The following is a 16,665-nucleotide window of genomic DNA, read 5'->3' as shown; positions in this document are numbered from 1 at the left end:
CTATTGATAGATCCAGTGTGTCGTGATGACATCCCTCACTCCTGAATTAGAAATGGGTTCGGATTCTACAGTAATGATTTGATTAGTATCAAAAGTAACAGAACGGATCGGATATTGGAATTGATTCGGCCTTGGAATTAATTGTTCCTCTTCTTGCAATTCTAGTTCGACCGGTTGTAACGTTTCAAGGTTCAGAACAGATAAATGATGCGTTGGTGTTTGGTCCTCCGTGCTCCGTTCAAACAGGAAAGCTGCAAAAGATTGGTCAGGAGAAAGTTGGTACTCGGTAAGCACACTCAAGTCACTTAACAAAAAGGATGAGGCTTGATCAAAGTCTATCAATAGATAGGAGCAATCATCCTGGTGACAAGCGAAGGTCACTATGTATTGATCATTTATAACATGGGTGAAAGATAAGGATTGAAGTTTTTGTACTGGCTTATTAAAATTCCCCAGATACCTAGAAAGTATGGGGTAATCAGAGAAGGAATAATCATAATTGTGCTGATCAATAACCACTTCGGCTATGTCATCATTTTCTTTATTGGCATTAGTTTGTTCGATTCCGATCGCCTCTTCTAAAACTTCTGAGGTAGAAGAAGTGTTATCCTGACCTGCTTGGCACCCTGCTAATGCAATAAAACAGATAGCAAATGAAAATAGCATTTTATTCATAACGATACCTCGATTCCGCATTTCTACCATCAGGATATCACATCTTCCTCGGTGGGAAGCTAGTGATTCAAGATGAAGAGTACATTTTAAATAATTTAAATATTCAGTAAAAGAGGAATAATGTCGTTTGGTGGAGAAATATATAATATTACACTTTGGCGAGGTGAACGTGATGGGAGAGGTGTGCGACTTCAGGTTCTATCAAAGCAGGAAACTTGTTAAAGAGAGAGCGAGAAACAAAAAGCTGATCTACGAAGTGTATTTATCTACTATTCAGTTTGTCCACTTAACGGCGGATGGTACTTATGAGGATCCAGGAGATTACTTAAATACTAGTACTGATCTCCGGGAGTTGTATATGAACGATGAAGAAAAATTTTGGCAGATGTTTGATTTGGTCAAAAAATATTGGAGGTTAGAGATCAAGTATGGAAATGAGATTTTCGGACGTGCATTTGATGCATTTCCAACCGTCGAATCATTGTGTTTCTTTATTAAAAAAGAGATGAAGATCATGTAGACAATCTTACAATTGTCTCATGACCTTCATCCTTTTTTTGGTATTGAGGAACCCTACATAGACTTGAATGATTCCAAGTCCAAGTATTAAGGATCCCACAGAGATGGTAAGAAGAGGGCTCGTACTAATGTGAACGATTCCTACCAGAACCATCCATTTGTAAAATCCGTTCCTAAAGGTGTAGTAACTTAATGCAAGCGTAATACTTACTACGATAAGAACGCCTATTCCTGATGCTAACATATTGATTCACTCCTGATAATATCTGAAAATTCTTAATTTTAACTACTTTAACATATTATGTATCTTTTGTATAGTAGCTTAGAATATTTATATACCCTGATTGATTGTTTCTAAACATTTCACTCGAGGATGGGCTCCAAATTGTAAAATATGTGAGAACCTGTTCTGATTGGGGTATGTTATAAATATAGTTTTTCTGACACTGATGCCGAATATTAGAGGAGTGATAGTAATGAATGGAAAGATTGAAGTCGAACACTTGTCGAAAACGTTCAAGAAAGGAAATGTGCAAGCAGTTAAAGATGTCTCTTTTACAGTAGAAGAAGGGGAGTTCTTCGCTTTTCTTGGTCCTAATGGAGCTGGGAAATCCACTACTGTTCAAATCTTAACGACCCTCATAAATGCTACCGGTGGAAAAGCGTTGGTTGCTGGTCATGATGTCATCCGGGAACCAGACCAAGTGCGGCGTTACATTGGTGTCGCTCTTCAAGAGACCGGTGTAGACCCTGATTTGACTGGAAGGGAGCTATTAGAACTTCAAGCCAACATATTTGGATTCGATAAAGGAGCAGCGAAAAAACGAGCAGAAGAACTTCTCGGCATCGTTCAACTGACAAAGGATGGAGAACGAAGGGTAGGAAACTATTCGGGAGGTATGCGGCGCAGATTAGATCTTGCGCTTACATTAGTGAATGAACCTAAAATCCTATTTCTGGATGAACCGACTACTGGTTTGGACCCTTCTAACCGGATGGCGATTTGGAAAGAACTGCGACGCTTGAACGAAGAAAATGGCACAACGATTTTCTTGACTACACAATATTTAGAGGAGGCCGATTCCCTGGCTCACCGAATTAGCATCATTAATGCAGGTGAGATCGTTGCAACTGGTACGCCGAAAGAACTAAAAGCCCAAATTGGCAACGACTTGATCACTATGACTTTCAAGTCGAAAGAAGATATGTTGAATGCTGAACAGCTAATGTCTGAGCATTTAGGTGATAGTGAAGTCATTAATCAAAATGGAAAATTGACTTGTTATGTAGAAGACGGTGCTAAGCAATTGCTGACGCTTGTCCGTATATTGGATGAAGAAAATATCGAGGTGGAGTCTGTAAATTTGTCATCTCCTACCTTGGACGATATATTCTTGAAAATCACGAGTGAACAGAAGGAGGAGGAATAATGGGCAACAGTGTATGGAAAGACACCTGGTTGATTACCGTTCGAAATATAAAGACAACATTGCGCAACCCATTCTCTTTTATACCCAACTTGATTATTTCTGCATTCTTTTTGTTAGTTTATGAAGCTGGATTGAGTGGTATAGCGGAGCTTCCTACATTCGAAGGGGCTAATTACTTAGCTTTCATTCTTCCGGTTTCGATAGTCTCTGCGGCAATCGGCGGAGCAGGTGGAGCTGGTCAGGGAATTGTCAAAGATATTGAAAATGGATTCTTCTCTAGGTTATTACTTACCCCGGCATCAAGACTTGCGATTGTATTAGGTCCAATTATTGCAGGGATGCTTCAGTTACTGGTGCAAACGATTCTTATCATCTGTGTCGGCTTCCTATTAGGACTTAAAGTGGAAACAGGATTTTTAGGCGTTTTATTTGTCCTATTAATAGCTATCGGATGGGGGCTTGCATTTGCAGGATATTCAGCTGGTGTTGCGCTCCGAACGAAAAACGCTCAAGCCTCTCAGTCAGGTACACTCATCTTTTTCCCGTTGATCTTCTTAAGTACAACTTTCGTACCTTATGAATTGTTGGATGCACAGTGGTTGAAAATCGCAGCCACCATTAATCCGACTACGTATATATTTGAAAGTATGCGTAGTGTTTTGATTGATGGCTGGGTATTCAGTGAAATGATCCAGGGGATTCTTGCTATTGGTATTGCGTGCGCCATTACGATTACCTTCGCTGCTGTTTCAGCTAAGAAAGCAGTCGCAAGAGGCTGATGGAAACAAGTATTTCCATGTGAACGCTATCATGCTATACTGAATTCACTATATACGTTAGGAGTTGATGTGTTATGGCAAAACAAACTTACCATTTCAGAAACCATAAGATGATTACACTAGGAGGACGCATCATCTCTTAACGTCCTCCAAACCAAGGAGGAACCGGATGAATTTAATGAATGAATTTTTCAGTAGTCAAGTGATAAAAGGCGAGCAGGTAGGGAGAATTAGCTTCAGTGCTCATGGTGTCTATTCGATTGTCACGGATGCGGGCACTATAGAAGGAAGGATACCAGGGCGTTTTTATCATAGGGCTGAAGAATCGAAAGACTACCCTGCTGTAGGCGACTGGGTTGTTTATCAAAGGGAAAACCAAGGACCTGCCATCGTTGATCGCGTGCTGAACAGAAAGACGTTGCTCTCACGTAAAAAAGCAGGGCCAGGACTGGATGAACAAGTCATGGTAGCGAATGTAGATGTAGTACTGGTGGTCACTTCGTTAACGAAAGAGTTTAACGTACGAAGGATAGAGCGATATGTGCAGCAAGTATATGAGAGCGGTGCGAGACCGGTTATTGTTTGCACAAAGAAAGATCTATGCACTCAAGTGAACCAGAGAATGTATGAAGTAGAAAGAGTTGCCCCAGGAGTCCCTGTTCATTGTTTGAATACAATAGAAGGGGAAGGGGTGGATGCGTTAGTTCAAGAGTGGAACGAATACGAGACGGTTGTTTTGATTGGTTCTTCAGGCGTCGGTAAATCCACTCTCATCAACCATCTACTGAGTGAGCACGCTCAAGAAACGCAAGAGGTGAGAGCTCAAGACCATCGTGGCAGGCATACTACGACTCATCGTGAACTTTTCAGGTTATTGGATGGGGCGTTTCTTATCGATACACCAGGCATGAGGGAAATGCAGCTATGGGGCGAGGAATCTACCATCGATCAAACGTTCTTGGATATCGATCAGCTACAGAAACAATGTAAGTTTCGTGATTGTCAGCATGAAACGGAGCCAGGTTGCGCAGTGAGACGTGCAATTAATGACGGTGAGCTCGAAGAGGAGCGTTTGAATAACTATCGTAAATTGAAGCGTGAACTGAAGCGGTTGGCATTAAAAGAAAAGTATGGAACACAAAGGACCAATCGAATGCTGCATGGCCCGAATAAAATACAATGAAAAAAGAGCATTCTCAAGTACTTGAGAATGCTCTTTTTTGGTTGGTCATTACTTGTTCATATATTTCTCAATTTCCCACTTACTAACAATCAGTGAATACTCTGTCCACTCTTCTTCTTTTGCACAGATGTACTGTTCGGAAGTGTGATCACCAAGTGCATTCAGAAGGACTTCGTCTTTCTTCAGAGCGTTAATCGCTTCTTTTAGGTTAGTAGGAAGTGTTGGTACACTGTCATCTTCTACTTCGTAAAGGTTACGGCTTTCTGCTTTACCAGCATCTAGCTCATTACGAATTCCTTCCAGTCCTGCTTGGATCAATACAGCTAGTGTCAAGTAAGGGTTCGCTGTTGGGTCCGGGTTACGAACTTCGAAACGAGTACCTTTACCGCGAGTAGTTGGAACACGCATCATACAACTACGGTTAGAGTGTGACCAAGCTACGCTGACCGGAGCTTCATAACCAGGCACTAGACGTTTGTATGAGTTAACGTTAGGGTTCGTGATGGCAGCAATGGCACTAGCGTGGTGTAGAATGCCGGCGATAAAGTGTTTCATTGTCTTAGATACGCCATCTTCTGCGTCTTCATCATAGAACACGCTGTCTCCGTCTTTGAATAGAGAGAGGTGACAGTGCATACCGGAACCGTTCTCGCCTGCAATCGGTTTAGGCATGAATGTAGCATGATAGTCATGATTCGTCGCGATATCTTTTACAACGTTCTTGAATGTTTGAATGTTATCAGCTGTTTTCAGCATGTTGTCAAAACGGAAGTTGATCTCATGTTGACCCATCGCTACTTCGTGGTGGGAAGCTTCCATTTCGAAACCATACTTCTTCAGTGTACGAACGATATCTCGGCGGACTTTATCTCCTTTATCCTTTGGTGAAGAATCGAAGTAACCACCGCGGTCATTCATCTTGCTGATTGGATAACCATCTTCGTTCAATTTAAATAGGAAGAATTCAGGTTCAGGACCTACGTTTACCGTATAGCCCATGTCTTCCGCTTCTTGCATCGCACGTTTAAGAATATATCGTGGGTCTCCTTCAAATGGAGTTCCATCTGGTTTATAAATGTCACAAATGAAACGAACACTGCGATCCTCTTCGATTTGGGATGGCAATACTAAGAATGTATCTAAGTCTGGAACAAGATACATATCGCTTTCTTGAATCGCAGAAAATCCAGAGATGGAAGAACTGTCGAACATTGCTTCATTATTAAGGACCATATCTAGTTCCTCAATAGGAAGTTCTACGTTCTTCGTGTCTCCAAGCATGTCTGTAAATTCTAGTAGAATGAACTCAACATTGTTTTCTTGAACTTGCTGCTTAATCGTTTCCTTGGTATGTGTCATACAAGACCCTCTCTTTAAATGTATTTTGAAAAACGATAGTTCGTCTTTCTTATTGTTTCTATGTAAGGAATTCTAACATAATGTGTAGCGGATTCCAAACATCTTTTTATCATTTCCCGAATTTTTTGATAATAAACCTAGTAATCATAGAATATAACTTTTTCATAGAAAGAAGGGGATTGGCTATGAGAGCGCACTCTTATAAGAAGGGAATAACTCTGTCTGTTTACCTATTTGTTATATCGTTTCTAGAATCGCAGTGGAAGGTGGGGGACCATTCTTTCAATTTGATGATGTATGTAACGATTCACCAGCTTATCTATATTCCTGTTGGTTGTATTTTGGCATGGGACAACTCGGCAGAATTTCGAGTGGAGTGGAAAAGGATGATCCTTTTCGGTGTACCGGTTCTGTATTTGATAAGTGTTCCTTATATCATCCGAGTAGAGTCCGTACTTCCCTCTTACATGGTTACAAATGGAGCGGTAGGAGTCGTTTCGCAGATTATATTAGGGTACATCATTATTACTTCCCTTTACGTTAAGCAAATAACCTATAGGAAACACTGAGAAAGATGGACGTAGAACTAATTTTCCTTTATAATCGTGTCTGTGAAAGCTGTTACGGCTACATACTATGAAGAGAAAGGATGACTGAAATGAGTAAAACATTTATTTTTGGACACAAAAATCCAGATACAGACACGATTACTTCAGCACTCGTATATGCCAACTTAAAGAAAGAACTAGGAGAAGATGTTGAAGCGGTTAGACTTGGTGAAGTTAATGGGGAAACACAATTTGCATTGGATAAGTTCAGTGTAGAAGCGCCGAAAATGGTAGAGCGTGTTTCTGATGAAGTAGAGCAAGTTATTCTAGTCGACCATAACGAGCGCCAACAAAGTGCGGAAGATATTGATGAGGTGCAAGTTCTGGAAGTTATCGATCACCACCGAATCGCAAACTTCGAAACAAAAGGTCCTCTATACTATCGCGCGGAGCCTGTTGGGTGTACAGCAACGATTTTGAATAAACTGTATAAAGAAAAAGGCGTAGAAGTTCCTAAGGATATGGCTGGTCTCATGCTATCTGCTATTATCTCTGACTCTCTATTGTTCAAATCTCCTACTTGTACAGATGAAGATCGACAAGCTGCGGAAGAACTTGCAGAAATCGCTGGTGTGGATGCTGAAGGGTATGGATTGGACATGCTTAAAGCAGGTGCAGATATCAGTGACAAGAGTGCAGAGGAACTGATTTCTCTTGACGCGAAGGAATTTGAAATGGGCGGTAAAAAAGTTGAAATCGCTCAGGTGAACACTGTGGAAACAGGTGACGTTCTGAAGCTTCAATCTGAACTGGAAAAGGCAATCGACTCTGTTATTTCCAGTAAAGAGCTTGATCTATTCCTGTTGGTTATCACAGATATTCTCGAAAATGATTCCACCGTACTTTCATTGGGACAAGCAGCAACTGCGGTTGAAGAAGCTTTTGGTGTGACATTGGATGGAAATCAAGCCGTTCTTGAAGGCGTCGTTTCCCGTAAGAAACAAATCGTTCCACCTCTTAATCAACATTTTGCATAATAAAAAAAGCGGTCACCAATTGCTGGTGATCGCTTTTTTATGGGAAAGGAAAGGGTCATCCAAAGTTCCATTCTTCTCTTAAGATCCCCATACGAATGGAGTCATAATACTCTCCTTCATATAGTCTTGTTTTACGAAGTCTTCCTTCCATTTTCATTCCTAACTTTTCAGCTACTCTCATCATTCTCTCGTTCCTAGACCAAGTTGTCAGCCCTACTCTAGCTAAGGGGAGTATTTGAAAAAGGTGGTCTATCCATAATGAAAGGGCCTCCGTTCCGTAACCGCCGTTCCAGTAGTCCGAGTCGTAAATGCCAATTCCTACTTCTAACCAAAGAGAAGGCTTGTGTTCCCAATAATACGTTACCGTACCGATGACGTGACCGTCGACTTCAATGATTAACCGTGAGTCAGGCTCTCCGAAGGCTAATCGTTGCTGTCTCGCATATTCATGGCTTCTATAACTATCTAGTGTATGAGGTTCAAGCGGATAATAAGGCGCGTCCCACTTCTTCCACTCCGGTTCGTCTTGGTAGATCATTTTCCAAAGGGCTGGAATATCATCATCTTCGATCGTTCTAAGTACAACTCTGACCCCTTTTAAATTGGTGACTGTCTTTGCCATTTTGAATCTCCTTTGACGCATTCTCCCTATATTTTAACATATGGATCTATGTTCATAGCACACAAAGTTTTTGATAGTGTATGGTAGGGTATAGTGAAAAAAGTAAACTTACATAAGAAAAGGGTGATTGCATGATAAAGGTAGCTGCTTATTCGAAAGGTAATGGGCTGCAAGATGATCTTTCTCTCAAGCAGCTGTCAGAGAAGGAGTGGGATTGGTATTGGGTTGACTTTGAATCTCCCACTAGCGGAGAAGTGGAGCTGTTAGAGAGCTTCTTTCATTTCCACCCTCTAGCTGTAGAGGACTGTCTACATGAATTGCAACGTCCTAAATTAGACTATTATGATGACCACACATTTTTTGTCATTCATTCCATTCATCCGAAAACGTTGGAAAGGGAAGAGATTAACATATTCTTAGGAGAGTGCTACATTGTTACTTTCCATAAGAAGCCTGCCCGGTCTCTTGAAACGGCAAGACAAATGTTATTCAAAAGTAGGCATAAGGAAGAGGTGGATGAGTATTTTATTCTCCATCAAATCTTAGACAAAGTGGTTGATAATTATTTCCCGATCGTTTATCGGATTGAGGACCATATTAACGAAATCGAGGATAATACAAAGAACCTATCTATGGAGCGGCTTCTTGACGAACTTTTCGATCGGAGAAGTGAGTTGTTGACTTTGAGACAGACCGTTCATCCGATGAGGGACTTACTTTACCGGATTCTTAACACCCACCACCTGGATGGTGTAAGAGAAAGAAGGGAATACTTTGCTGATATCCACGATCACTTGATCAAGGTTGCAGATATCATTGCTTCTAATAGGGAAATGACCCAGGACATTAGGGATAGCTACCTTTCCTTAAACTCACACCAGACGAACCGCACTATGCAGATTCTGACGGTAATATCTGTGATCTTTATGCCTCTCACGTTTATCGTAGGAATTTATGGAATGAACTTTCGAAATATGCCAGAACTACAATGGGAATTCGGCTATTTTGGTGTATGGGCTATAATGATTGGTATTGCGTTCGGAATGTATCGTTGGTTTAAAAACAAAGGTTGGTTCGATTGAAAGACCTCCTCCTTATATAGGGAGGAGGTTTTTTCGTTCTTAAGACTGATTCATATTCACTCTCTTGGCTGTGGGAGGATTTTTCCCAGGAAGCTATGATAAAGGTAACTTACAAAAGGGGAGTGAATGGGTGTGATCAACGAATTTGAACTGTCGCAAATCGTGTCAGATAGACGTACGAAGTAATGGCTTGTTCCAGTTTGGTTATACAGAAAAAACGACCAAGCATAGGCTTGGTCGTTTCTAGTTAAAGTAGTCTTCCGAAGACATAATTAATGAGGAACCATAGGATACCGAAGAAGATAATTAAATAGGTAATGTATTTGATAGCTGCTACGCCGACCTTACTGGAATCGGTTTTCTTTTCCTTTACTTCAATATCACGGTCTTGTTTCTCTATGTCCACATCACGATCTTCTTTCATGTCTATTCACCTCTTGTACAAATATTATACAACTATAGAAGTTTGATCGCTCATCATTGATTCGGTGTACCGCTTACGGCATCTTGTTTGTTCCACCCGATCTTTCCAAGAATCTTCTACCTCTGCAAAAACAGTTTCTACATTTTCCCCATCTATGATCAAAATAACGGGCTGGTCTAGATCCATTAATAAGAAGAAAGATAATAGCTTCGGGAAATGACCAGCATCAGCAATGGATTGTCTCTGATGTAAGTACATTTGAAGATTATTGGACCCAATCAGTTTATGGAGCTTCAAAATCTGATTCGTTGTTAAAGGCTGGTGGAATTCAATTTGATACGAGTAAAGCTCTTTCAAATTATTCGCCTCCACAGTGATTGTTAATGTTTTGTTACAATACTGTTACCCGTACAAAACTTATACTAAACCGGCTTTATTTTAATGCTCGTAAATCATCTTCCTTGTCATGCCCCCGTCCACCACAATATTTTCGCCATTCACAAAGTCATTCTCGGCATCTGCTAAGTAAAAGGCTGCCTTCGCGATGTCTTCCACTCGTCCTACTCGGTTTGATAAATGTTGTTCGTGATCTACATTTCTTAATTCGCTAAGGTCGCCTGTATGGATCCAACCTGGGCTTATGGAATTAACTCTAATATCGTAAGAGGTGAGGGATGCAGCAAGTGCGTGAGTCAGGGCAATTATGCCTCCTTTGCTGGCAGCATATCCTTCAGAATTCGGTTCTGACATGCTGGCTCTGGTCGAGGCAATATTAATGATCCTACCTTTGATCTGCATTCCTTTCCAAAGGCTGCTCGTTAACTTAGAAAATAAGAATACACTGCGCAAGTTGGTGTTTATTATTTCGTCCCAGTCCTCAACCCAGGATTCAAATATGTTCTTGAATTCGCTTATCCCAGCATTGTTTATTAAAATGGTCGGAATCTGATGATCAGTCTCCAATTGCTTGATTAGCTGTGAGATAGCTTGCGGATTGGAAACATCACAGGGATAAAATAGAAAGGTACCCGATAATTCGTTTGCTTCTTTGGATAATTTCCTGCCATTTTCTTCATCTATATCACAACCAATAACCTTAGCTCCCCTTTTTGCATAGGCTAGTGATAAACCTTTTCCAATGCCGTTGCTAGCTCCGGTAATGAGTACGACTTCTTTAGAGTGGTCCATGAACATTCCTCCTTCTCCTGTATTTTCCTTACAGGGTTTGAACGTAAACCTCTTGTCTACATTGCTTGTGAAGGTAACAGGAACATGATATGATTCTTTCAAACTTGGAGGTGATCGTATGCGGAAAGTTACACTAGTGGACGTGTTCAAACATCGGATTACTCAGAAGTATCTCCAAAGATCCGGCATTCATCACGCGGTCACCGTCGCTGGTTACGCTCTGGAGATGGCTGTCGAGGCAGGCGTAGATCCCGACCTGGCAACGAAGTCCGCCTTGCTGCACGATATGGGGCATTATGAATGGTACCGAGACGGTAAGTGGGACTATGAAGAATACCGTAAGCATGATATCCATGCTATAAAAGGTGCAGAGCGCGCACATAAGTTATTGATCAGGCTCGGTGAGGATAGAACCGTCGCGAAGGAAGTTTCACTGGCTGTCTTATTGCATACAGATAGCTATCTGCCATTTGAATTGAATGGGAAAAGGACACCTCTCCAAGAGGTGGTTCGATTGGCTGATGAGAAGGATGAGCAGCCTGGTGGGTTACACCATTACAAACAAATGGATAAGAGTGAAGCAATAAGAATCTTGCATCAGCTTGATCTGGAAGTGGACCAGGCAGACTACGAAAATGACGTATCTTGAAGCATGATTCTTGGAAAACATCTTTTATTTCAAAAATGGCTTTACATTAGGAAAATGTTTCTATATAATTTCCAGTGTAAGAAAAAATTACTAGGAAAGCGAGGTCGAAAAAATGAAAAACATGAACATGAACACTTCAATGAACTGCATATCGACCTGCGCTAGTACGGTAATCATTTATTCATAAAGTTCGGATACAATGAAAATATGTACTCATAATTGCTGCAGGTGGAACGTAATGTAATCCTGTGGCTTTTTTATGGAGTAGTACTGAATCACTCAAGCCACAGGAGTCCCCTGTGGTTTTTTATTGTGCAATGAGAGAGTATATTTACTCTTTTGTGATATAAACACACTATTTAGGAGGTGATCAATATGACGATCCAATTTTTAATTTTCACTATACGCATCTCAAGGAGAAGGGTAAGGAAATGTGCACCATTGCCTGGGTACCGTCCGACCGCGGAAGACCGATGGTTAGATAGGAAATCTTCCATGAACCAATTAATGTAGGGGGGTGTGAACGATGAATGAAAATCGCAGAATTGAATTTATGAATTGGTTGAATGTGGAGAAGGATACGGATTAGCTGGAAGAAGGAGGAGCTGTCATGAAGCTGAATTTCATCCTATTTGTCGTCACTTTTCAAAAAGCATCGGAAGAAACAAGAGGCAGACAACTGAAAAAGATGAGAGCCATTGAACGGCAGATAGAAGCGTCGAGAATCAAGAGTCATTTTATTTAAAAAAACAAGCCCCCGAATCTCGGGGGCTTGTTTCCGTTAGAAGAAGCTTGGGATATCACTTTCTTCTGAAGGGTAAGCCCATAGGAAAGATGATAACTCTTGTTTAGTCATTTTTTTCTTCATCGCTAATGCGAATATGTTAATTAGGTGCTCAGCCGAACTGGTGAGTAGGTGTGCTCCTATTATTTCATTCGTTAATGGGTTCGTAAGTATTTTGACATACGCTCCATTTTCGTTCGTGCGTTTATAAGAGAAGAAAGAAGCGATATTCTTAGACTGCACCTCATAAGGAATGTTTTGGGAACTGGCTTCTTGTTGAGTTAACCCAACCTTTGCAAGCTTAGGATAGGTGAACACGACAGAGGGTACGGGGGTGTTTACAGGACTAATTTCCTCTTCCTCAAACAGGTGTTGAAGCAATCGCCGGACTTCCTCTCCGGCAACAGGTGTCAGAGGTGGCTGGCCGTTTTCAGCAACATCACCAACCGCATAGATATGTGAATGGGATTGAGTTTGGTAGAAATCATTTACTTTAATACCTTTTTCCCCAAGTTCAATACCTGCTTTGTCAAGCTGCATTCCGTCAACGTTAGGTGAGCGTCCTCCGCCATGTACTACGAGATCCGCCTTGAATTCATGTTCGTGGTCGAATTTCTTAACATTCAATCGGTAACCCCCATCCTGTGCTTTCTCAATGGCAGTTACTTCTGTACCAACATGTATATCGACTCCAAGATCTTTCGTCAATTCAATTAGTTTATTGGTCATTTCGTGGTCGAAAGACTCTAAAACGTTTCTGCCTCTGTGCAGGATGATTACGTCTTTGCCGAGCCTTGCGCATAAGTGGGCAAACTCAAATGAGATATACCCTCCTCCTACGAAAAGTATTCGATCAGGAAGCTCTTCTAGCTCGAAGAATTCATCGCTTGTCGTTAAAAGGTCTCCACCTTCAACTGGAAGAGTGGCTGGTTTAGCTCCTGTAGCAATGATGATCTTCTGTCCCGCTAAGGTCTGGTCGCCTACTGATATCGTCTTTGCATCTTGAAAAACTGCCTTTCCCTTAAACGTATCGATTCCCTCGTTCTTCAAGGATTCTTCAATCGATGGCGATACTGGTTCTACAAATTTATCTTTAAACGTTTTTAGTTCCTGCCAATCTAAATGAACCTCTCCTTTTAGACCAGACCCCATTACTCGTTGAGCATTATCATAGATCTCGGATATGCCGACGAGGACTTTTTTTGGATCGCATCCTCTGTTCGGACATGTACCCCCAAATTCACGCTCTTCCACTATGGCGACTTTCCATCCTTTCTTTCTTGCTTGATTAGCCGCACGGCCTCCTGCGGGTCCAGATCCGATGACGATTAGATCATATGTACTTGTCATTAGTCCCATCCTTTCTATAATCAGTAATTAAATTCTACCCATATTATGTACTTAAGAAACCATTCGAAACCTTTGAAAAAGGAGGATAATTCCGTTATGTTCAATAAAAGGACTTTACAGAAGGGCATGAGAGAATTGAATTTACATAGAACGCCAATTCCGGTTTCCAAAGCAGTAGAAGACGTCTTGAATACAAAAGTAGATAAGCGAGTAGAGAAGGTGAAACTCGAGCAGTCTTTTCACCGTGTTTTAGCAGAGGATGTAGTGGCCACTCATCCTGTACCTCCTTTTGACAAATCACCGTACGATGGGTTCGCCTTCCGATCCGAAGATACAAGGAACCTTACGCGTGAGGAACCTGGTCAATTCCGAGTGATCGAAACCGTTCCGGCTGGACACCGGGCATCTAGAGCTGTGAATAAAGGGGAAGCTATTCGAATCATGACTGGTGCGGAGATACCGGGAGGGGCAGATTGTGTTGCAATGTTCGAAATCTGCCAACCTTATCAAAGGGACATGGAGGAGTGGGTAACGCTGAAACGTCCCCTTTCTCCTCAGCAAAACATTATCCCGACCGGATCTGAAACCAAAGAGCAAGAAATCCTTGTGAAAAAAGGGGAAGTAATCAATCCTGGCATACAAGCATTATTAGCCACATTCGGATATGGAGAGGTCCAAGTGTACGTGAAACCTAAAATCGGAGTATTTGCAACTGGCACAGAGCTGCTCGATGTAGACGAACCATTGCAGCCTGGGAAGATCAGAAACTCCAATGCTTATATGGTTATGTCTCAGATAGAGCGTGCAGGTGGGACTGGCATCTATTTTGGAAAACTCGAGGACAATTTTGATCTATGTTATCAGGCCGTGGAAGAGGCTCTTGATCAAGTGGACTGCCTCATTACTACAGGAGGCGTATCTGTAGGGGATTATGATCTTATGCCGGACATATACGACAAACTTGAGGCAGAAGTGCTATTTAATAAGGTTGCAATGAGGCCGGGGAGTGTGACGACCGTTGCGAGGAAGGATGAGAAGCTGCTATTCGGGCTTTCGGGTAATCCTTCTGCTTGTTATGTAGGATTTGAGTTGTTTACTTATCCCATAATCCAGTCTTTCTTGGGGAGAAGCCGTCCCTTCCACAAGAGGGTCCAGGCAACATTAGGAAAGGACTTCAAGAAACCTAACCCGTTCACCCGTTTTGTAAGAGGGTTTATTTCTTATCATGAAGGGAATGTGTATGTACATCCTTCTGGCATAGATAAATCAGCTGTTGTAAGCTCTTTAGCTGAAACGAATGTACTTATTCAGCTTAGGGGAGGAACAAGAGGTTATCAACAAGGGGATGTAGTGGAAGCCATTTGTCTCGAAGAAATGGATGGACAAAGCCATTTTTAGATAGAAAGGTGTGGTGAAGTTGGCTGAAACGCTTGTAGATCAATTGCAAAGGCCGATGAAAGATTTAAGAATATCAGTGATAGATAAATGTAATTTTCGTTGTACATATTGTATGCCTAAAGAAATTTTCGGAGACGATTATGCATTTATGCCAAAAGATCAGTTGCTGAGCTTCGACGAGATTATCAGGCTGGTCAAAGTGTTTGCTCAATTCGGAGTCGAGAAAATTCGTATAACGGGTGGAGAACCTTTGATGAGAAAAGACCTGCACCTTCTGATCTCTCAAATAAAAGAAATAGAAGGTATTAAGGATATAGCAGTCACAACGAATGCTGTCTTCCTCGTCAGACAAGCGGCTAAATTGAAGGAAGCTGGTTTAGACCGAGTCAATATTAGCTTGGACGCAATTGAAGATGATGTGTTCAAGGAGACGAACGGACGAGGAATAAAAACGGCTCCTGTTTTGAAGGGGATTGAAGCAGCAAGAAAAGCGGGACTGAATATAAAAATAAATATGGTTGTCAAAAAGGGAATGAATGAGAGTCAAATCCTGCCGATGGCCCGTTACTTTAAAGGGACTGGTGCAAGACTTAGATTCATCGAGTTCATGGATGTCGGGAATCACAATGGATGGAAGATGAATGAAGTTGTCTCCAAGAAGGAAATTGTGGAAAAGATCAATGCTGAGATGCCTTTAGAACCTGTAGATCCAGCATATTTCGGCGAAGTCGCTTCTAATTACCGGTACATAGATGGAGAAGGAGAGATTGGTTTGATCTCTTCTGTGACGGATGCTTTCTGCAGTAGTTGTACACGTGTGCGGTTGTCCGCAGACGGTAAACTGTTCACCTGTCTGTTCGCTTCGGATGGTTATGATATCAGAAAGAACTTGAGAGATGGAGCGAGTGATTCACAGATAGTCGAGACTATTCGATCGATTTGGATAGGTCGTAAAGATCAGTATTCTGTTGACAGGGCCGCTGGTAAACCTTCCCCTAAAAAGAAAATCGAAATGTCCTATATCGGAGGTTGATGTAAGTCCCGGGGTCAGTGGTTTATGGCCCCAGGGACATTTTTTTCGCGGAACTTTCTTTGCTCAATAAAGGAGCGTCCTCTATAATAAATAATAAGACTATGAGCCCTTGGAGGTCATATAAAGTGAAAACCTTTAAATTAGTTTCTTTAGACATTGTAGAAGAGAAAAATGACGACATCACTCAGCGTAGAATCAAGCTTCAGGATGGTTTGATCATTAATCGAGAAGATGACCACGGACGTTGGACGATTGAGGCTTATGTTGATGATAGTTATAAGGATTTCTTTCAATCGATGGTCGAAAGTGAAGAAGAGCTGATCATCCAAGTGAAAATAACGAAACAAAGCAACCAACCTGCTACATTTTTCGTGAAAGTCATTGATACGAACACTATCGGCGATTCCATGAACGTAATTTTCATAGGAACGATGATTGATCGACAGTTAGAACAAGTAGAGGGAGTCCTTAAGTCTTTAATGGATGAGGGCTTTCAAGGTGAAGAACTATTAGAAGAATTCAAACGCAGGGGACATCAAGCGAAAGCGTGATTTCCCTCCCTACATACAATGACAAATTTCGTGTAAACGGAGAAATTACTCTTC

General features: G+C 41.5%; 21 protein-coding genes. 13 read left to right on the top strand and 8 right to left on the bottom strand.

Annotated features, from left to right (window positions below):
- Positions 1-696 (bottom strand): hypothetical protein, encoded by a 696-nt coding sequence (locus tag E4663_RS09100; protein WP_135327342.1) that lies wholly within the window; start codon positions 694-696, stop codon positions 1-3.
- A 151-nt stretch (positions 697-847) separates the two neighbouring features.
- Here E4663_RS09100 and E4663_RS09095 point away from each other — a divergent pair, with 151 nt between their 5' ends.
- Positions 848-1,195 carry a hypothetical protein gene (locus E4663_RS09095; protein ID WP_206663480.1) on the top strand — a complete coding sequence of 116 codons (348 nt, stop codon included), beginning with the start codon at positions 848-850 and terminating at the stop codon, positions 1,193-1,195.
- A gap of 6 nt (positions 1,196-1,201) precedes the next feature.
- Here the strand turns inward: E4663_RS09095 and E4663_RS09090 are convergent, their stop codons facing one another.
- Positions 1,202-1,438 carry a hypothetical protein gene (locus E4663_RS09090; protein ID WP_079480503.1) on the bottom strand — a complete coding sequence of 79 codons (237 nt, stop codon included), beginning with the start codon at positions 1,436-1,438 and terminating at the stop codon, positions 1,202-1,204.
- A gap of 232 nt (positions 1,439-1,670) precedes the next feature.
- On the opposite strand from E4663_RS09090, the gene E4663_RS09085 reads away from it, so the two are divergent.
- The 3 genes from E4663_RS09085 (at position 1,671) to rsgA (ending at position 4,586) form a co-directional block, all read left to right on the top strand.
- The gene (locus tag E4663_RS09085) at positions 1,671-2,624 is read left to right on the top strand and encodes an ATP-binding cassette domain-containing protein (protein ID WP_079480502.1); all 954 of its coding nucleotides are present in this window, start codon (positions 1,671-1,673) and stop codon (positions 2,622-2,624) included.
- Entirely contained in the window at positions 2,624-3,403 is a 780-nt protein-coding gene (locus E4663_RS09080) for an ABC transporter permease (RefSeq protein ID WP_135327340.1), read from the top strand. The genes E4663_RS09085 and E4663_RS09080 overlap by 1 nt, the downstream gene beginning before the upstream one ends.
- Positions 3,404-3,572: 169 nt before the next feature.
- Positions 3,573-4,586 (top strand): ribosome small subunit-dependent GTPase A, encoded by a 1,014-nt coding sequence (gene rsgA / locus E4663_RS09075; RefSeq protein WP_135327339.1) that lies wholly within the window; start codon positions 3,573-3,575, stop codon positions 4,584-4,586.
- A gap of 48 nt (positions 4,587-4,634) precedes the next feature.
- Here the strand turns inward: rsgA and glnA are convergent, their stop codons facing one another.
- Positions 4,635-5,945 carry a type I glutamate--ammonia ligase gene (gene glnA, locus E4663_RS09070; RefSeq protein WP_079480499.1) on the bottom strand — a complete coding sequence of 437 codons (1,311 nt, stop codon included), beginning with the start codon at positions 5,943-5,945 and terminating at the stop codon, positions 4,635-4,637.
- A gap of 293 nt (positions 5,946-6,238) precedes the next feature.
- Here glnA and E4663_RS09065 point away from each other — a divergent pair, with 293 nt between their 5' ends.
- Positions 6,239-6,514 carry a hypothetical protein gene (locus E4663_RS09065; RefSeq protein WP_135327338.1) on the top strand — a complete coding sequence of 92 codons (276 nt, stop codon included), beginning with the start codon at positions 6,239-6,241 and terminating at the stop codon, positions 6,512-6,514.
- Positions 6,515-6,603: 89 nt separating this feature from the next.
- The gene (locus tag E4663_RS09060) at positions 6,604-7,530 is read left to right on the top strand and encodes a manganese-dependent inorganic pyrophosphatase (protein WP_135327337.1); all 927 of its coding nucleotides are present in this window, start codon (positions 6,604-6,606) and stop codon (positions 7,528-7,530) included.
- A 55-nt stretch (positions 7,531-7,585) separates the two neighbouring features.
- Here the strand turns inward: E4663_RS09060 and E4663_RS09055 are convergent, their stop codons facing one another.
- Positions 7,586-8,152: a GNAT family N-acetyltransferase gene (locus E4663_RS09055; protein ID WP_135327336.1), complete on the bottom strand. Its 567-nt coding sequence runs from the start codon at positions 8,150-8,152 to the stop codon at positions 7,586-7,588.
- Positions 8,153-8,283: 131 nt separating this feature from the next.
- Between E4663_RS09055 and corA the strand changes: the two genes are divergently transcribed.
- A complete protein-coding gene (gene corA, locus E4663_RS09050) occupies positions 8,284-9,234 on the top strand; it encodes a magnesium/cobalt transporter CorA (RefSeq protein ID WP_135327335.1) in 951 nt (316 codons plus the stop codon).
- Positions 9,235-9,481: 247 nt separating this feature from the next.
- Here the strand turns inward: corA and E4663_RS19950 are convergent, their stop codons facing one another.
- The 3 genes from E4663_RS19950 to E4663_RS09040 form a co-directional block, all read right to left on the bottom strand.
- Complete coding sequence (locus tag E4663_RS19950; RefSeq protein ID WP_168927333.1) at positions 9,482-9,658, bottom strand: hypothetical protein; 177 nt, start codon at positions 9,656-9,658, stop codon at positions 9,482-9,484.
- A 24-nt stretch (positions 9,659-9,682) separates the two neighbouring features.
- On the bottom strand, positions 9,683-10,015 hold the full coding sequence (locus E4663_RS09045; RefSeq protein WP_241657139.1) for a hypothetical protein: 333 nt from the start codon (positions 10,013-10,015) through the stop codon (positions 9,683-9,685).
- Positions 10,016-10,096: 81 nt separating this feature from the next.
- Entirely contained in the window at positions 10,097-10,846 is a 750-nt protein-coding gene (locus tag E4663_RS09040) for an SDR family NAD(P)-dependent oxidoreductase (RefSeq protein WP_135327599.1), read from the bottom strand.
- A 118-nt stretch (positions 10,847-10,964) separates the two neighbouring features.
- On the opposite strand from E4663_RS09040, the gene E4663_RS09035 reads away from it, so the two are divergent.
- The 3 genes from E4663_RS09035 (at position 10,965) to E4663_RS20255 (ending at position 12,240) form a co-directional block, all read left to right on the top strand.
- The gene (locus tag E4663_RS09035; RefSeq protein ID WP_135327333.1) at positions 10,965-11,495 is read left to right on the top strand and encodes an HD domain-containing protein; all 531 of its coding nucleotides are present in this window, start codon (positions 10,965-10,967) and stop codon (positions 11,493-11,495) included.
- A gap of 375 nt (positions 11,496-11,870) precedes the next feature.
- Entirely contained in the window at positions 11,871-12,008 is a 138-nt protein-coding gene (locus tag E4663_RS19760) for a hypothetical protein (protein ID WP_158290464.1), read from the top strand.
- Positions 12,009-12,105: 97 nt separating this feature from the next.
- A complete protein-coding gene (locus E4663_RS20255) occupies positions 12,106-12,240 on the top strand; it encodes a hypothetical protein (protein ID WP_277752104.1) in 135 nt (44 codons plus the stop codon).
- A gap of 36 nt (positions 12,241-12,276) precedes the next feature.
- Here E4663_RS20255 and E4663_RS09030 read toward each other — a convergent pair whose 3' ends face one another.
- Positions 12,277-13,629 (bottom strand): dihydrolipoyl dehydrogenase family protein, encoded by a 1,353-nt coding sequence (locus E4663_RS09030; protein ID WP_158290463.1) that lies wholly within the window; start codon positions 13,627-13,629, stop codon positions 12,277-12,279.
- 96 nt (positions 13,630-13,725) lie between these two features.
- Here E4663_RS09030 and E4663_RS09025 point away from each other — a divergent pair, with 96 nt between their 5' ends.
- The 3 genes from E4663_RS09025 to E4663_RS09015 all read left to right on the top strand — a co-directional run bounded on the left by E4663_RS09025 (position 13,726) and on the right by E4663_RS09015 (position 16,611).
- Complete coding sequence (locus tag E4663_RS09025) at positions 13,726-15,027, top strand: molybdopterin molybdotransferase MoeA (RefSeq protein ID WP_241657138.1); 1,302 nt, start codon at positions 13,726-13,728, stop codon at positions 15,025-15,027.
- Between the two features lie 10 nt (positions 15,028-15,037).
- Complete coding sequence (gene moaA, locus E4663_RS09020) at positions 15,038-16,060, top strand: GTP 3',8-cyclase MoaA (protein WP_135327331.1); 1,023 nt, start codon at positions 15,038-15,040, stop codon at positions 16,058-16,060.
- Positions 16,061-16,185: 125 nt separating this feature from the next.
- Positions 16,186-16,611 carry a YwpF-like family protein gene (locus tag E4663_RS09015; protein WP_135327330.1) on the top strand — a complete coding sequence of 142 codons (426 nt, stop codon included), beginning with the start codon at positions 16,186-16,188 and terminating at the stop codon, positions 16,609-16,611.
- The last annotated feature ends 54 nt before the right edge of the window (positions 16,612-16,665 follow it).

Source organism: Halobacillus salinus, from assembly GCF_004684905.1.
Classification (GTDB): domain Bacteria; phylum Bacillota; class Bacilli; order Bacillales; family Halobacillaceae; genus Halobacillus; species Halobacillus salinus.
Note: the sequence above shows the minus strand (reverse complement) of the source record. Positions and strands in the feature narration are given on the sequence as shown.

Coding starts and splice junctions, on each gene's coding strand:
- E4663_RS09100 (WP_135327342.1), bottom strand. CDS start 696: ATGCGGAATCGAGGTATCGTTATGAATAAAATGCTATTTTCATTTGCT.
- E4663_RS09095 (WP_206663480.1), top strand. CDS start 848: ATGGGAGAGGTGTGCGACTTCAGGTTCTATCAAAGCAGGAAACTTGTT.
- E4663_RS09090 (WP_079480503.1), bottom strand. CDS start 1,438: ATGTTAGCATCAGGAATAGGCGTTCTTATCGTAGTAAGTATTACGCTT.
- E4663_RS09085 (WP_079480502.1), top strand. CDS start 1,671: ATGAATGGAAAGATTGAAGTCGAACACTTGTCGAAAACGTTCAAGAAA.
- E4663_RS09080 (WP_135327340.1), top strand. CDS start 2,624: ATGGGCAACAGTGTATGGAAAGACACCTGGTTGATTACCGTTCGAAAT.
- rsgA (WP_135327339.1), top strand. CDS start 3,573: ATGAATTTAATGAATGAATTTTTCAGTAGTCAAGTGATAAAAGGCGAG.
- glnA (WP_079480499.1), bottom strand. CDS start 5,945: ATGACACATACCAAGGAAACGATTAAGCAGCAAGTTCAAGAAAACAAT.
- E4663_RS09065 (WP_135327338.1), top strand. CDS start 6,239: ATGTATGTAACGATTCACCAGCTTATCTATATTCCTGTTGGTTGTATT.
- E4663_RS09060 (WP_135327337.1), top strand. CDS start 6,604: ATGAGTAAAACATTTATTTTTGGACACAAAAATCCAGATACAGACACG.
- E4663_RS09055 (WP_135327336.1), bottom strand. CDS start 8,152: ATGGCAAAGACAGTCACCAATTTAAAAGGGGTCAGAGTTGTACTTAGA.
- corA (WP_135327335.1), top strand. CDS start 8,284: ATGATAAAGGTAGCTGCTTATTCGAAAGGTAATGGGCTGCAAGATGAT.
- E4663_RS19950 (WP_168927333.1), bottom strand. CDS start 9,658: ATGAAAGAAGATCGTGATGTGGACATAGAGAAACAAGACCGTGATATT.
- E4663_RS09040 (WP_135327599.1), bottom strand. CDS start 10,846: ATGGACCACTCTAAAGAAGTCGTACTCATTACCGGAGCTAGCAACGGC.
- E4663_RS09035 (WP_135327333.1), top strand. CDS start 10,965: ATGCGGAAAGTTACACTAGTGGACGTGTTCAAACATCGGATTACTCAG.
- E4663_RS19760 (WP_158290464.1), top strand. CDS start 11,871: ATGACGATCCAATTTTTAATTTTCACTATACGCATCTCAAGGAGAAGG.
- E4663_RS20255 (WP_277752104.1), top strand. CDS start 12,106: ATGAAGCTGAATTTCATCCTATTTGTCGTCACTTTTCAAAAAGCATCG.
- E4663_RS09030 (WP_158290463.1), bottom strand. CDS start 13,629: ATGACAAGTACATATGATCTAATCGTCATCGGATCTGGACCCGCAGGA.
- E4663_RS09025 (WP_241657138.1), top strand. CDS start 13,726: ATGTTCAATAAAAGGACTTTACAGAAGGGCATGAGAGAATTGAATTTA.